General features: G+C 66.7%; 12 protein-coding genes, 2 tRNA genes and 1 pseudogene. 2 read left to right on the forward strand and 13 right to left on the reverse strand.

All coding sequences use genetic code 11. The annotated features are described in order from the left end of the window. Positions 1 to 490: 490 nt before the first annotated feature. The 6 genes from ABD844_RS00040 to ABD844_RS00065 form a co-directional block, all read right to left on the reverse strand. On the reverse strand, positions 491 to 3,064 hold the full coding sequence (locus ABD844_RS00040) for a valine--tRNA ligase (protein WP_425568486.1): 2,574 nt from the start codon (positions 3,062 to 3,064) through the stop codon (positions 491 to 493). A gap of 73 nt (positions 3,065 to 3,137) precedes the next feature. Next, complete coding sequence (clpX, locus tag ABD844_RS00045; protein ID WP_237106743.1) at positions 3,138 to 4,421, reverse strand: ATP-dependent Clp protease ATP-binding subunit ClpX; 1,284 nt, start codon at positions 4,419 to 4,421, stop codon at positions 3,138 to 3,140. Positions 4,422 to 4,605: 184 nt separating this feature from the next. Then, positions 4,606 to 5,229 carry an ATP-dependent Clp protease proteolytic subunit gene (locus ABD844_RS00050; RefSeq protein ID WP_344871554.1) on the reverse strand — a complete coding sequence of 208 codons (624 nt, stop codon included), beginning with the start codon at positions 5,227 to 5,229 and terminating at the stop codon, positions 4,606 to 4,608. Between the two features lie 12 nt (positions 5,230 to 5,241). Then, complete coding sequence (locus tag ABD844_RS00055) at positions 5,242 to 5,874, reverse strand: ClpP family protease (RefSeq protein ID WP_344871556.1); 633 nt, start codon at positions 5,872 to 5,874, stop codon at positions 5,242 to 5,244. A gap of 671 nt (positions 5,875 to 6,545) precedes the next feature. Beyond that, positions 6,546 to 7,934, reverse strand: a complete 1,389-nt coding sequence (gene tig, locus ABD844_RS00060) for a trigger factor (protein ID WP_344871558.1) — start codon at positions 7,932 to 7,934, stop codon at positions 6,546 to 6,548. A gap of 170 nt (positions 7,935 to 8,104) precedes the next feature. Then, positions 8,105 to 8,971: a helix-turn-helix domain-containing protein gene (locus ABD844_RS00065; protein ID WP_344871560.1), complete on the reverse strand. Its 867-nt coding sequence runs from the start codon at positions 8,969 to 8,971 to the stop codon at positions 8,105 to 8,107. Positions 8,972 to 9,204: 233 nt separating this feature from the next. Here ABD844_RS00065 and ABD844_RS00070 point away from each other — a divergent pair, with 233 nt between their 5' ends. Continuing rightward, the gene (locus ABD844_RS00070; protein ID WP_344871562.1) at positions 9,205 to 9,681 is read left to right on the forward strand and encodes an ATP-binding protein; all 477 of its coding nucleotides are present in this window, start codon (positions 9,205 to 9,207) and stop codon (positions 9,679 to 9,681) included. A 13-nt stretch (positions 9,682 to 9,694) separates the two neighbouring features. Here ABD844_RS00070 and ABD844_RS00075 read toward each other — a convergent pair whose 3' ends face one another. From ABD844_RS00075 to ABD844_RS00090, 4 genes are all read right to left on the reverse strand, one after another. Beyond that, the gene (locus ABD844_RS00075; protein WP_344871564.1) at positions 9,695 to 10,195 is read right to left on the reverse strand and encodes a DinB family protein; all 501 of its coding nucleotides are present in this window, start codon (positions 10,193 to 10,195) and stop codon (positions 9,695 to 9,697) included. Positions 10,196 to 10,308: 113 nt separating this feature from the next. Beyond that, positions 10,309 to 10,713: a DoxX family protein gene (locus tag ABD844_RS00080; protein ID WP_344871566.1), complete on the reverse strand. Its 405-nt coding sequence runs from the start codon at positions 10,711 to 10,713 to the stop codon at positions 10,309 to 10,311. A gap of 376 nt (positions 10,714 to 11,089) precedes the next feature. Next, on the reverse strand, positions 11,090 to 11,791 hold the full coding sequence (locus ABD844_RS00085) for a hypothetical protein (RefSeq protein ID WP_344871568.1): 702 nt from the start codon (positions 11,789 to 11,791) through the stop codon (positions 11,090 to 11,092). Positions 11,792 to 12,027: 236 nt separating this feature from the next. Further along, positions 12,028 to 12,104 (reverse strand) — tRNA-Pro (locus ABD844_RS00090). Positions 12,105 to 12,193: 89 nt separating this feature from the next. Between ABD844_RS00090 and ABD844_RS00095 the strand changes: the two genes are divergently transcribed. Next, positions 12,194 to 12,267: transfer RNA gene (locus ABD844_RS00095), tRNA-Gly, on the forward strand. Positions 12,268 to 12,320: 53 nt separating this feature from the next. On the opposite strand, the gene ABD844_RS00100 is transcribed toward ABD844_RS00095, so the two are convergent. The 3 genes and pseudogenes from ABD844_RS00100 to ABD844_RS00110 form a co-directional block, all read right to left on the reverse strand. Further along, on the reverse strand, positions 12,321 to 13,526 hold the full coding sequence (locus tag ABD844_RS00100; RefSeq protein ID WP_486348534.1) for a tyrosine-type recombinase/integrase: 1,206 nt from the start codon (positions 13,524 to 13,526) through the stop codon (positions 12,321 to 12,323). Further along, positions 13,526 to 13,759: an excisionase family DNA-binding protein gene (locus tag ABD844_RS00105; protein ID WP_344871572.1), complete on the reverse strand. Its 234-nt coding sequence runs from the start codon at positions 13,757 to 13,759 to the stop codon at positions 13,526 to 13,528. Before ABD844_RS00105 ends, ABD844_RS00100 begins: the two co-directional genes overlap by 1 nt. Then, positions 13,756 to 14,700 (reverse strand): annotated as a pseudogene (locus ABD844_RS00110) (replication initiator); the annotation flags it as partial. The pseudogene ABD844_RS00110 and the gene ABD844_RS00105, both read right to left, overlap by 4 nt. Positions 14,701 to 14,761: the final 61 nt, after the last annotated feature.

The raw sequence follows: 14,761 nt of genomic DNA on the forward strand, positions 1-14,761 counted from the left end.
GCCGCCAGCGTTCGTCCTGAGCCAGGATCAAACTCTCCAAACAATGTTCGGAAAACTGTCCTGGCCGACATTCATCATGAATGTCAACCAAAGGAATCCGTCAAAAATAGACGGGGTTGTGCATCATGCACTGGCTTTTTGACACACTGTTGAGTTCTCAAGAAGCGGGCGCGAACATCCGCACCAGAATCCTAGGTGGACCCTAGCGCGAGAGGCACACACTTCGTTTCCTTCAGACTACCAGATCCGGACGATCCTTGTCAAACCGCCCGATCCGGGAGCTTCCGGACTTCCCTCTTTCGAGGCAACCCTGCTAACTTACCCGAACTTTCAGCCCTTGTCCAACCAGGCGGCGGACGCAACCCGAAGGCCGGGGTTCGTTCACAGGGATGTCAGGGCCGATTCGGCCCTGCGTTGAAAACTGTAGCAGCCTCTGGAGCGTGGAAGGCCCATCTTCGGTAACGAATGGACCTTCCCTCGTTCGTACGGCTCAAACACTCAGCCCGGCGAGCTGAGCCTCCAGCCGCGCGATGTCGGCGGACGCCTGCTCGGCCCGGCCCCTGACCTTGTCCACCACGTCCTGGGGGGCCTTGGCCATGAACTGCTCGTTGCCCAGCTTGGCGGCCACCTGAGCGGCCTCCTTGCGCGCCACCGCCAGGTCCTTCTCCAGGCGCTTGCGCTCGGCCACGACGTCGATGGCGCCCGCGGTGTCGATCTCCACGGTCACCGCCCCCACCGTGAACCGCGCCGTGGCACCGAACGACTCGGACGGCTCCGTCAGCCGCAGCAACGCCCGGATCGCCGACTCCTGGCCGGCCAGCGGCGTGCCGCTCAACCCGAGCCGCGCCGCGACCTTCTGCCCCGGCTTGAGCCCTTGGTCCGAACGGAACCTGCGAACCTCCGTCACCAGCTCCTGCAGCGCCTCGATCTCCGCCTCGGCCGCAGGGTCGGTGAAGCGGGAGTCGGCCACCGGCCATGGGGTCACGACCACCGATTCGCCGCCGGTGACGGCCCGCCACAGCTCCTCGGTCACGAACGGCACCAGCGGATGCAGCAACCTCAGCAGCGCGTCGAACACGTGGCCGAGCACCAGCCGGGTGTGCTCCAGCCCTTCGCCGAGCTGGATCTTGGCCAGCTCGAGGTACCAGTCGCAGACCTCGTCCCACGCGAAGTGGTAGAGCAGATCGGAGACCTTGGCGAACTCGAACTCCTCGAAGGCCGCGTCAGCCGCCGTGGTGACGGACTGCAGGCGCGACAGGATCCACCGGTCGGCCGGGGTCAGCTCGGCTCCTTCGAGCGAGCCCACGGCGGCGCCGTTCATCAGGGCGAAGCGGGTGGCGTTCCAGATCTTGTTGCAGAAGTTGCGCGAGCCGGCCGCCCACTCCTCACTCACCGCGACGTCGGCGCCGGGGTTCGCGCCGCGCAGGAGCGTGAACCGGGTGGCGTCGGCGCCGAACCGTTCGATCCAGTCGAGCGGGTCGACCACGTTGCCGAACGACTTGGACATCTTCTTGCCGTACTGGTCGCGGACCATGCCGTGCAGCGCGACGACGCGGAACGGCGGCTGGCCGTCCATGGCGTACAGGCCGAACATCATCATCCGCGCGACCCAGAAGAACAGGATGTCGTAGCCGGTGACCAGCACGGACGTCGGGTAGAAGCGCTCCAGCGCCGGTGTCCGCTCGGGCCAGCCCATGGTCGAGAACGGCCACAGCCCCGAGGAGAACCACGTGTCGAGGACGTCAGGGTCCTGCGTGTAACCGGCCGGCGGCACGTCGTCGGGGCCCACGCACACGACCTCGCCGTTCGGGCCGTACCAGACGGGGATGCGGTGCCCCCACCAGAGCTGCCGGGAGATGCACCAGTCGTGCATGTCGTCGACCCAGTCGAAGTAGCGCTTGGCCAGCTCGGGCGGGTGGATGCGGGTGCGCCCGTCGCGAACAGCGTCGCCGGCTGCCTTGGCCAGCGGCTCGACGTTCACGAACCACTGCAGCGACAACCGCGGCTCGACCACGGTCTTGCAGCGCGAGCAGTGGCCGACGGAGTGCAGGTAGGGACGCTTCTCGGCGACGATCAGGCCCTCGGCGCGCAGCGCGGCCACCACCGCGGGACGGGCCTCGAACCGGTCGAGCCCCTCGAACGGGCCGTGCGCCGTGATGATGCCGCGCTCGTCCATGACCGTGAGCGACGGCAGCGAATGACGTCGTCCGATCTCGAAGTCGTTGGGGTCGTGGGCGGGGGTCACCTTGACCGCGCCGGTGCCGAAGGCCGGATCGACGTGCTCGTCGGCGACCACGGGGATCATCCGGCCGGTGAGCGGCACCTCGACCATGGTGCCGACCAGGTGCGCGTAGCGTTCGTCGGCCGGGTGCACGGCCACGGCGGTGTCGCCGAGCATGGTCTCGGCGCGGGTGGTCGCCACCACGATCTCGTCGGAGTAGCGGATCGAGACGAGCTCGCCCTCGTCCTCGGTGTGCTCGACCTCGATGTCGGACAGCGCGGTCAGGCAGCGCGGGCACCAGTTGATGATGCGCTCGGCGCGGTAGATCAGCCCGTCGTCGAACAGCTTCTTGAAGATGGTCTGTACGGCCCGCGAGAGCCCCGGGTCCATGGTGAACCGCTCGCGCGACCAGTCGACGCCGTCGCCGAGCTTGCGCATCTGGCCGAGGATCCGGCCGCCGGACTCCTCCTTCCACTCCCAGACCCGCTCGACGAACGCCTCACGGCCCAGGTCGTGCCGCGATCTGCCCTGCTTGGCCAGCTCGCGCTCGACGACGTTCTGGGTGGCGATGCCGGCGTGGTCCATGCCGGGCAGCCAGAGCGTCTCGCGCCCCTGCATGCGGGCGCGCCGCGTCAGCACGTCTTGGATGGAGTGGTCGAGCGCGTGCCCGATGTGCAGCACGCCCGTCACGTTGGGCGGCGGCAGGACGATGCTGTACGGCTCGCGCGAGCTGCCCGGGTCGGCGCGGAAGTAGCCTTCGGATACCCAGCGCTCGTAGCTGCGGGTCTCGACGTCGGCCGGTGTGTATTGGGTGGGCAGCTCAGGCGTTGTCACAGGAACCAATTCTAGAGAGGCGGGCAAGCGAAACGCCCCATGGTTCGCGAACCACGGGGCGTCGGTGCTGTCGGGTCTGTGCTCAGGCCGACTTCTCGCGCGGGGTGCGCTGCTGCTTGGCGGCGAGCTGGTCGCGCGGGACGAGCGTCGGGATCGCGTGCTCGATCACCGACTCGCGGGTGATGACGACCCGGGCGACGTCTTGCCTGGAGGGCACCTCGTACATGACGGACTGGAGCACCTCCTCCAGGATCGCGCGGAGCCCGCGGGCGCCGGTGCCGCGCAGGATGGCCTGGTCGGCGATGGCCTCGAGGGCGCCGTCGGTGAACTCCAGCTCCACGCCGTCGAGCTCGAGCAGCTTGCGGTATTGCTTGACCAGCGCGTTGCGCGGCTCGGTGAGGATCTGGATGAGCGCCTCGCGGTCGAGGTTGTGTACCGAGGTGATGACCGGCAGACGGCCCACGAACTCGGGGATCATGCCGAACTTCAGCAGGTCTTCCGGCATCACGTCGGCGAAGATGTCGGCCGTGTCGACCTCTTCTTTCGACCGGATGATGGCGTTGAAGCCGATGCCCTTCTTGCCGATGCGCGACTCGATGATCTTTTCCAGACCGGCGAACGCGCCACCACAGATGAACAGCACGTTGGTGGTGTCGATCTGGATGAACTCCTGGTGCGGGTGCTTGCGGCCGCCCTGCGGAGGAACCGAGGCCGTGGTGCCCTCCAGGATCTTCAGCAGCGCCTGCTGCACGCCCTCACCGGACACGTCGCGCGTGATCGACGGGTTTTCGCTCTTGCGGGCGATCTTGTCGACCTCGTCGATGTAGATGATGCCGGTCTCGGCCTTCTTGACGTCGTAGTCGGCGGCCTGGATGAGCTTGAGGAGGATGTTCTCCACGTCTTCGCCGACGTATCCCGCCTCGGTCAGCGCGGTGGCGTCGGCGATGGCGAAGGGGACGTTGAGCATCTTCGCCAAGGTCTGCGCCAGCAGCGTCTTGCCCGAGCCGGTGGGCCCGAGCAGCAGGATGTTGCTCTTGGCCAGCTCGAGGCCGTCGTCTCTGCCCCGGTCGCCCGACTGCACCCGCTTGTAGTGGTTGTACACCGCCACCGAGAGGGCCTTCTTCGCCTTGTCCTGACCGATGACGTAGGCGTCGAGGAACTCGTAGATCTCCCTCGGCTTGGGCAGGTTGTCCCACTTGAGCTCGGAGGACTCGGACAGCTCCTCCTCGATGATCTCGTTGCAGAGATCGATGCACTCATCGCAGATGTAGACGCCTGGACCGGCAATGAGCTTCTTGACTTGCTTCTGACTCTTTCCGCAGAAAGAGCACTTCAGCAGGTCTCCCCCGTCGCCGATGCGTGCCACCCCAGATACTCCTTTGCGTGGGACCGCCCTGCTCATGCGAGCAGTGTCGCCGGACATCCTCCGGACTAGGCCGAACCGCTCAGGTTTCGACGTTACCGTCTTCTGGGCCCTCAGTGAGCCCCCTAGCGGCGAGTCGCACCGGAACGTGCCCTATTGGGCAGCGCTCCGGCGCGTCACGTCTCGTCTAGGAAGCTACGGCCTGAGCTCGTTTCTTCCTGGACGGGATGATGTCATCGATCAGACCATACGCCTTCGCCTCGTCCGCGTTGAGAATTTTGTCGCGTTCGATGTCCTTGCGGACTTCGGCGGATGGCTTGCCGGTGTGCCGGGCCACGATGTCCTCGAGCAGCGTGCGCATGCGCAGGATCTCGCGGGCCTGGATCTCGATGTCGCTGCCCTGGCCGCCGCCCTCGGTGGACGGCTGGTGGATCAGCACCCGGGCGTTGGGCAGCGCGAACCGCTTGCCCGGGGTGCCGCCGGCCAGCAGCACGGCCGCGGCGGAGGCGGCCTGGCCGAGGCAGATGGTCTGGATCTCCGACCGGACGAACTGCATCGTGTCGTAGATCGCCGTCATGGCTGTGAAGGAGCCGCCGGGCGAGTTGATGTAGATGCTGATGTCACGGTCGGGGTCGAGCGACTCCAGCGTCAGCAACTGGGCCATCACGTCGTTGGCCGACGCGTCGTCGATCTGCACTCCGAGGAAGATGATGCGGTCCTCGAAGAGCTTGTTGTACGGGTTCATCTCCTTCACGCCGTAGGACGTGCGCTCGACGAAGGAGGGGAGAACGTAACGGCTCTGGATGTTCATGTCAGCTCCCCCTTAGGAAACCGGGCCCGCGGAGGGCACCTGACGCGCACTGCGCACCACGTGGTCGATGAAGCCGTAGTCCTTGGCTTCCTCGGCCGTGAACCAGCGGTCGCGGTCGGAATCGGACTCGATCTGATCAAGCGGCTGGCCCGTGTGGAAGGCGATCCGCTCGGCCAGCGTCTTCTTCACGTAGAGCATCTGCTCGGCCTGGATGGCGATGTCGGCCGCGGTGCCCCCGATGCCGCCCGAGGGCTGGTGCATCATCACCCGGGCGTGCGGCAGTGAGTAGCGCTTGCCCCGCGCCCCGGCCGTGAGCAGGAACTGCCCCATCGAGGCGGCCATGCCCATCACAACCGTGGATACGTCGTTCGGTACGTATTCCATCATGTCGTAAATCGCCATGCCCGCACTCACCGAGCCCCCCGGCGAGTTGATGTACAGCGTGATGTCGCGGTCGGGGTCGTCGGCCGCGAGCAGCAGCAGCTCGGCGCAGATGCGGTTGGCGATCTCGTCGTTGACCTCCTGCCCGAGCACGATGATGCGCTCGCGGAGCAGGCGCTGGTAGAGCTGGTCCTCAAGCCGGAAGGCGGAGCCGTTCTCACGGCCTTGAGACTCAGGCTGATAGAAGGTCGGCGGGCTGGTCACAGCGTCACCTTCCGATGCGTCGTAATCGATTGGCTTTGCTTGTGACCTTAACGCGCGCCGCCCATAGCTCATGCCCGGTCCCCGGGCTGTTCGCTGACGGCGCAGGTTCGGGCAGGTACTGATCTGTTGCCCTTCGTTGGCTTCTATGCCTCTTTGCGGCTTCGCCGCCTTCGCCGGCGCGGCAGGTTTTCGCGCTGCTCAGGAGGCTGGCGGATGGCCGTCCCGGCTTTTTGGGGAATGGATGCCCTCGCTGGACCGGACGGAGGCGCGGGCCATGCTTCGGCCGGTGTTCCTTGGCGGGATGGTCGGCGACTTTTGGGACTCGCACGGGTTCGCCGGGGCGCGCGGGTTCGCCGGGGTCCGACGCGGGCGGGAGCCGTGGCGGGGCTCGGCGTGAGGTGGGCCCGCCCCGGACTCGGGCGAGAGGGCTCGTGGGACCCGTGCTGCGGGGCGCTGAGGGGCGGCCGGGGGCGCCGGCGGGGCGGGGCGGTCTTGGCGACGGCCTCCGTTCGCGTCAGGGGCCGTCTGAGCGCCCCAGCGCCGTTGAGGCCGACTCGGGTGTCGCCAGGCGCCGTGCCGCCGCAACGGAAGAAGCCTCCGGACCCGCGCGGGTCCGGAGGCTTCGGAGATGTCGGGCCGGCGGGACGGAGCCGCCGGTCGCGCCCGGGGCGTCAGGCCTGGGGCTTGGTCTCCGCGTCGCCGTCGGAGTCGGCGGGCTCCTCGACGACCTCCTCACCGTTGATCTCGGTGTAGATGGCCTTGAGGTCCACCTCGTTGCCGTCGGTGTCGACCACCTTGGCCGCGTCGCCCAGCACCGCCTTGGCCTTGTCGCGGACGATCTCGACCATGGCCAGCGTGAGCTGGTCGTTGTCGGCGAGGTGCTTGGCCAGCTCGTTGGGCTGGACGCCCATCTCCATGGCCCGGCGGACCACGAAGTTGGTCAGCTCCTGCTCGGAGACGCCCAGCTCCTCGCTCTTGACGATCTTGTCGAGCACGAACCCGACCTTGATGGCCCTGGCGGAGTTGGTCTCGAACTCGGCGAAGCGCTCCTCCTCCGTCGTCTGGTAGAGACGGAAGAAGGCGTCGCGGCTGAGGCCGCTCTCGGACACCTGGTGGTCGAGGTTGTGCTTGCGGGCGTCGACCTCGGCCTTGAGCGCGCTGTCCGGCAGCGGGATGTCGACCTTCTCGAGCAGCGTGTCGAGCGCCTTCTCGCGGGCCTGGACGACCTGGTCGATCAGCTTGTTGCGCCGGGCCTGCTCGCGGATGCTGGACTTCAGCTCGTCGAGCGTGTCGAACTCGCTGGCGAGCTGGGCGAACTCGTCGTCGAGCTCGGGCAGGACCTTCTCCTTGACCGACTTGACGTTGATGATCACGTCGGCTTCCTCGCCGGCGTTCTCGCCGCCGACCAGCTCGGTCTTGAAGCTCTTCTCCTCGCCCGCGGACATGCCTTCGAGCGCGGTGTCGAGGCCCTGCAGCACAGAGCCGGCGCCGACCTCGTAGGAGACCTCGCTGGCCTGCTGCTCCTCGATGTTCGCGCCGTCGATCTCGGCGCGCAGGTCCATGACGACGAAGTCGCCGTTGGCAGCGGCCCGCTCGACGCCGGTCAGCGTCGCGAAGCGCTGGCGGAGCGCGTCGAGCTGGGTGTTGACGTCTTCGTCGGAGACCTCGGCGGAATCGACCGTGACCTCGGCCCCCTGGTAGTCGGGGACCTCGAAGTTGGGCCGGATGTCGACCTCGGCGGTGAACTCGATCTGCTCACCGTCGTCGATCTTCGTGACCTCGATGTCGGGCTGGCTGACCGGGAAGACGTCGACCTCGTCGACCGCCTGGCCGTACAGCTTGGGCACCGCGTCGTTGAGGGTCTCCTCCAGCACTACCGCCCGGCCGAAGCGCTGCTCGATGATGCGGGCCGGAACCTTGCCAGGCCGGAACCCGGGGACGCGCACCTGCTGCGCGACCTTCTTGTACGCCGCATCCATGCTCGGGCGCAGCTCCTCGAACGGCACCTCGACGGTGAGCTTGACCCGGGTCGGGCTGAGCTCCTCGACAGCGGTCTTCACGGAATGGTCTCCTTGATCAAGCTACGAGTGATCGCGGACGCGTCCATCGAATCGATACGGCTCGCGCGCCGCGCCCACATGAGCGGTGTTGGGCATGCTCCGCAACGGCGGCATCCAACGCCGATGGCCAGTCTAGGGCAGATGCACACCCAACCACGACGCCGCCGCGGTCAGAACTCGTCCGCAATCGTCCTCAGCAGCTCGATCGTCTCATCCGGGGTGGTGCTCACGGCGCACAGCCGCTCCATCACCTCGGTGTATCGGTCTACGTCCTCACGCTTGTCGAGGTAGAGCGCACTGGCGAGCTGCTCGACGTACACGACGTCGGGCAGGTCGGTGTCGGGGAAGCGGAGGATGCTGAACGCGCCGCCCTCCGCGCTGTGCCCGCCGAAGCTGAACGGCATGATCTGGATCGTGATGCTCGGCTGGCGCATCAGGTCGATGAGGTGCTCCAGTTGGGCCCTCATCACCTCGGCCCCGCCGATGGGCCGGCGCAGCGCGGCCTCGTCGATCACCGCCCAGAAGATCGGCCCGTCGGACCGATCGAACATCCGCTGGCGTTCCAGCCGGAGATCCACCCTCCTGGCGATCTCCTCCACCCCGATGCCCGCCGAACCGGCGGTCACCACAGCCCGTGCGTACTCCTTGGTCTGCAACAGTCCCGGCACGAACTGGACCTCGTAGGTCCTGATCCGGGCGGCGGCCTCTTCGAGACCGACGTACGCCTGGAACCACGTGGGCAGGACGTCGTTGAAGCGGTGCCACCAGCCCGGCTCGTTGGCGGTGGCGACCAGGTCGAGTACGGCGGAGCGGGCCTGCTGATCCATGACCCCGTAGAGGGTCAGCAGGTCCGCGACGTCACGTTCCTTGAACCCCACTCGGCCGAGTTCCATCCGGCTGATCTTGGATTCCGACCCTCGGATGAGGTGGCCGGCCTCCTCGCGAGTGACGTTCTTCGCTTCCCTGAGCTTGCGCAGTTGGGAGCCCAGGAGGATGCGCAGCGCCGTCGGCCCGGAACCCGGCTGGTTCTGCGTCACTTTGCCTCCTATCAAGGTCCGCACACACAGTGACACCACATTGCCAGGTATGACAAGGTCTCAACCTCGTGTCCGATTCGGATATCTATGCCCTAAAACGGTGCTTGCTACTGCACATTGCACTTGCACGTGCATTTGGGTCTTGCAGGTGCAGCGTTCGTGACCCATGATGGCTTAGTGCATATTGGGCCAAACATGCACTAACCGAGGTTGAACTGGGAGGTATCGGCGGCATGGTGGAGGACCCTCTGGCCACTGCCGATTGCCTGCAGATCACCCGTGAGGTGGGCTTCGACCGGCTGCTCATGGGTGGCAAACCGTACACGACCTCGTGTCCGCTGCCCTTCCAGGCCGACTCGGTGAAGACCGCCAGGGACGTGACCCGCTCGACTCTGCGCGGCTGGGGCCTGCACGAGCTGAGCGACGACGCCGCGCTCGTCGTCTCGGAGCTGGTGACGAACGCGGTCAGGTACGCGATGCGCGCCGCGGGCAGGAGCGAGATCGAGTTGCTGCTGATGCGGGTCGCCCCCCACGTGCTGCTCGCCGTGGCCGACCCGAGCGACGAGGTCCCGCGGCGCAAGGAGCCGGACTTCATCTCCGAGAACGGGCGCGGGCTCTACATCGTGGAGACGTACAGCCAGTGCTGGGGCTGGGACCCGCTGGCCCGCGGCGGCAAGGCCGTCTGGGCGCTGTTCCGCGCCGACGCCTGAGCCGCCGGGACCGTCAATCGCCGGTGACGCCGTCGATACGCTCGCGTAGCAGGTCGGCGTGGCCGTTGTGGCGGGCGTACTCCTCGATCATGTGGACGAGGATCCAGCGGTGCGTGCACTCCTGCCCGTTGCGCTCGCCCGCGGCGTCCAGCGGCTTGGCGGCCGAAATGGCGCGCGCATGCCCGATCTCCTCCTGCCACGTGGCGAACGCCTCCTTCACCGAGGCGGTGTCCACCTCGGCGAAGTCGGCGTCGTTGTCGCGGTCCTTGTCCCAGAGCTTGGGCAGGTCCTCGCCGTTGAGCACGCGCCGGAACCAGGAGCGCTCCACGTGCGCCATGTGCCTGACCAGGCCCAACAGGGACAATGTCGAGGGCGGCGCGGAGCGCAGGCGCAACTGCTCGTCCGACAGGCCCGCACATTTGAGGGCGAGGGTCGCGCGGTGCCATTCGAGCCAGTTGTTCAGAACGGTCGGCTCGTCGCCGCTGAGCGGCGGAGGGATTCTGGTATCGGACACGACGTCAGACCTTATACGTTTTTGTCCTTTTTTACCTGGCCGGCGTCATACGTTTCCTGCCCGGCCTCCGTGGCGGGCAGGCTTTGGGAGCGTTCCCACATCCCCCTGGCAGCTCAACGCCCGGCGACCAGCGACCAGAGTCGCGCCGTGCTCTCCCGGCGTCCCCAGGCGATCACCGCGCTGAGCACGAGCGCGACGAGCGGCATGACCACCCCGCCCTTGGACACGAACGCCTCGGTCAGCGTCGCGCAGACGGTCAACCCGACGAACGCCAGCCCCGCCACCCCGGCGAGCCTCGGCACGAGCAGCCCCACGGCCCCCGCCACCTCCAGCACCCCGGTCAGGTGACGGAACCAGTCGCCGAACCCGATCGCCTCGAACGTGGACGCGGCAGGCTCGGCGTTGGTGAACTTCGCCATGGCGGACATCACGAAGAAGCCCGCCACGGCGATCTGCAGGACCCACAGGCCCACGTTCGCTACGCGGCCGCCGGCGGTCTGGTGCGGTGTGGTGGTCATGGTCCCCGTCCTTCTTGATCCTTGTCTGCCTCCGACGCTACGGACGGTGGACGGCGGGGAGAATCGCGCTAGATACCTGAAGGGGTGTACCTAGGTGCACCCCGAGCCGGGGAGGCGCGGACGAAGTCTCCTGACGGCAGTCGAACCGGCCACCGGGGTGCGACAGTCACGCGGTTGGGCACGCAGCAGGCCCCTTCCACGCTGGAATGGGCCTGTGAGCTGGTCGGGGCGACAGGATTCGAACCTGCGACTTCTTGCTCCCTAGCCATCTCGAACACCCGTCTCTTCAGGATGAAAGTCCAGGTCAACGCGCTAGAAACGTCCGCTGACGTACGCCTGCGTTCGAGATCATTCACTGCGATTGTCAAGCAGAACCTCAAGCAGGCGGGTGACCGCTACCAGGGCTGCTCGGAGCTTCGCCCGGCGCTTCAGGCCGTGCTTCGCACGGGAGAGGCGCTGCAACATGTTTCAGCAGCTCTCCCAGGCTCACCGAGCGTGGACGAGGACGCTCCGGGTCAGCCCCTTCTACGCGTATGCAGGTGTGTTCTCGCGCCAGCCACTGCTCATCCATAGGCGCGCCCATGATGGCCTCCGCCGTCATCAGCGACGCCGTGCCGTAGTTGGTCTGCCACCCCTCCAGGCCGCTGGGGGTGGTGCTCATCCAGCGCTCCACCGTCTCCTGGTCGGGCGTGGCGTCGTACTCCCACCCAGTGCCCTCGAAGCTCACTACAACGCGACCCTTTTCCCTGTACGTGACGAAGGGTGGACCGAAGTCACTCCAGCCGACGTCCAGGCACACGCCTGCCTGAGAGAGGCGGGCCTGCGCGCCGGTCCCCAGGAAAGGCAGCCCTGGCTCCAGGAGGACGACGCCATGACCGAGCGCACCGACGAGGAGCAGAGGTATTCCTTCATCGAGATAAAAGTGCGTGTCCTCGTTGGCCTCACTGAGCGTGGCGGACGTCACCAGGTGATGGCTTCCCCCATAGAGGGCGAGGACATCGTCCAGGGTGGCGCCCGTGCACCAGGTGATCCAGGTGGTATTCCCTAAGGCGTCGGCCACCTGCTCGTAGTCAGTCACGGCGTGATCTTGCCGTTCACTACGGGAGACAGCAAGAGCTGGACGCTTCGCTCATCTCCCGCCTGGTCGGCCACAGCAGCACGGCGACGACCGAAGCCGTCTACCGGAAGCAGATCCGTCCCGTGGTCCAGTCGGGGACTGTGGCGATGGATCGCATCTTTGGAACGCTTCAAACCTCATAGACAAGCAGATCGACAAGCAGAAGGCCCCTCCCGATCCGGGAGGGGCCTATGAGCTGGTCGGGGCGACAGGATTTGAACCTGCGACTTCTTGCTCCCAAAGCAAGCGCGCTGCCAAGCTGCGCCACGCCCCGTTTCGCCGAGTGCGCATGCGCTCCGCGACTCCGGTACGCTTACGCCCTGACGACCGGATGAAGTCTAGACCAGAGTTCGACCGGTTCGCGCGGACGTAGCTCAATGGTAGAGCCCTAGTCTTCCAAACTAGCTACGCGGGTTCGATTCCCGTCGTCCGCTCCAAAACCGAAAGGCCAGGTCAATCCCATGAGGTGACCTGGCCTTCGTGATCTCCGCTACTTCTTCTTGATCTTCCGTGCCCGTTGCGTGCCCGATGCTTTCTTGCCGTGCTCCTTCCGTGCCCCCTTCAGCGCCTTGCCGAGCGCCTGCGCGATGACCTGGTCACGTTCCTGGGTGGCGTGCTGATAGATCAGCGCCGCTCGCGTGGAGGAGTGCCCCATACGGGTCATCAGCTCTCGCAGGCTCGCACCTGTGGACGCGGCGAGGGTGTTTCCCGCGTGCCGGAGGTCGTGGAAGAGAAGATCGGGCAGTCCCACCTTGATCTGGACCTTGTTCCAGATGCGTCGGAAGGCTGAGCGCCGCAGCAGGCCGCCCTTGGGGCCGATGAAGACGTGGCCGTTCTCTCCTGGTTCGGCGTACCGCTCCAGATGTCTCCGAAGGTCGGGGAGGATCTCCGGAGGGATGGCTACCACCCGACGACCGGCCCGAGACTTGGGCGTGTCGTCCACGAGCTTGCCGCCGTTCAGTTCGGCCAGAGTGCCGACGACACGGACGACGGCCGCGTCCAGGTCGAGGTTCTTACGGCGGAGCCCCGCCAGTTCGCCCCACCGGAGGCTGGTGAAGGTGCCGAGGAGCACGAGCGCCCGGTATCGCTCGGGTACGGCGTCGGCGATCTCCAGCACCTTGGCCAGCGGGATCGCCGGCCGCTCTGGAGTGTCAGGAACAGACGCTCCCTTGATCCGGCACGGGTTGCGCCTGATCAGCTCATCGGCCACCGCCGTGTTCATGATCGACTTGAGGAGCTGATACGCCTTGGGCACCGTGGACTGTCCCACCGCGCCGAGGCGTTCCTTGCGCCACTGCCGGACGTCCGCGTCCTTGATCTCGCCGATCTGCCGCTTGCCGAAGGTCGGCATGAGGTGATTCTTGAGGAGACTTCGGTAGAGCCCCTCCGTGGTCCTCTTGATCACCCGGTCATCGACCCATTGGGTCGCGTAGACCTCGAACGAGATCATGCCGCCGTCCGGGTTCATCCATTCTCCGCGCTGGATCTCCGTCTCCTTGAGCACGAGCCAACGATTCGCCTCGCGCTTGGTGGCGAAGGTAAACGGTGCTGGTCGGTCTGCCCCGTCAGGTGCCAGGTAGCGGGCCTGATAGCGCCCTGAGGGCAGCAGGCGGACGCGACCAAAGCGCCTCTTGGGCGAGCTGGACTTGGCGGGACGCTTGGGTTCTTCGGGCGTGGCAAGTGCGCTCTTGGCCACTACGCGGCCCTCCTACGGCACGTGGTGGTGATCGGTTCGACGAGCCCCGCCGCGATGAACGCTTCAAGCGCTGCTTCGGGGATGCGGACATTGCGTCCGACGTGGATGAAGGCGATCCGCCGTTCCTCGATCAGTCGTCGAGGGAAGCGGACGGAGGTGTTCAGCCGTTCGGCGGCCTGTTCCACGGTGAGCAACCGGCCCCGAGCCCAGTCGGGGAGCGTGGAGGGGGTCATGCCGCACTCCGCGTGTGCTCAGTTGCCGAAAGATCTTGGCCATCTGCTTGGGCTTGGAGTTGGGCCATGTGGGCGCGCCAGCGCTGCCGTTCGGCCACCGTCCGCAGGAGTCGCATTGCCAGCGGGGGCACGTTGGCGTCACCGGCCGGGACGGGCTTCCAGACGTAACGGTGTGGGTCTGTTGGCTGGTTGGTTCGGCCAAGGGCTTCCAGGACCCAGGTACGGCGGTCCTGCTTGTGCTCGGCCAGGGTCTTGTTCGACCACTTGCGGGAGACCAGGACGCGGCGCCCGGCGTAGCCGAGGTGATCGGGCTTGTGTGCCTTGCCCCGGCACCGGCCGGGGACCATGCCGGGCTTGGCGTCCTTGGGTTGGATGCCATAGCGCAGCCAGTTCGCGCAGGTGGGCGAGCAGGGCTCGAACCGCAGTGCTTCCAGCAGCCGCGCCGTGTGCTCACGCTGCGCCGGGTCGTCCGCGTCGAGACCTTCCCCGAGAGACTTGGTCAGGTACTTCGACAGGTACCGGATGCACTGGTCCGCGTCCGGGGTGCCGGCCAGCACGCCCTGAACGTCCACCTGGTCGCCGAAGCGCACCACGTGCAGAGGTTCGGCCGCCTCGGCGTCGAGCTGGTCAAGCGCCTCGTCCCAGGTCGGCAGTACCTCTCCCGTATCAGGGTTGAGGTAGCCGACGCCGTTCTCCCAGACCGGCACGTGATCGCCGTCGAACACGACCTGATCGGCCGATGGCCACCACACTTGGTGATAGGTGGCCGCCGCGATCTGCTTGACCTCCGCGCGTGGCAAGGTGCCCCGGATAGCCATGTGCAGGTGCGGGGCGAGCCGCTTTTGGGGTTCGACACTGGCGAAGTACTGCACGTCGTAGCCCGCCACACGGCGAAGGTTCTGCACGAACCGGTCCACCAGCTTGGAGAAGTGCAGCGCATCTCAAGCGGCGGCGCTGCGCGCCGCCGTACCTCCGGCCCTCCGCCCGCCCGCCGTCCGGGCG

The organism is Nonomuraea antimicrobica (genome assembly GCF_039536965.1).
GTDB classification, from domain to species: domain Bacteria; phylum Actinomycetota; class Actinomycetes; order Streptosporangiales; family Streptosporangiaceae; genus Nonomuraea; species Nonomuraea antimicrobica.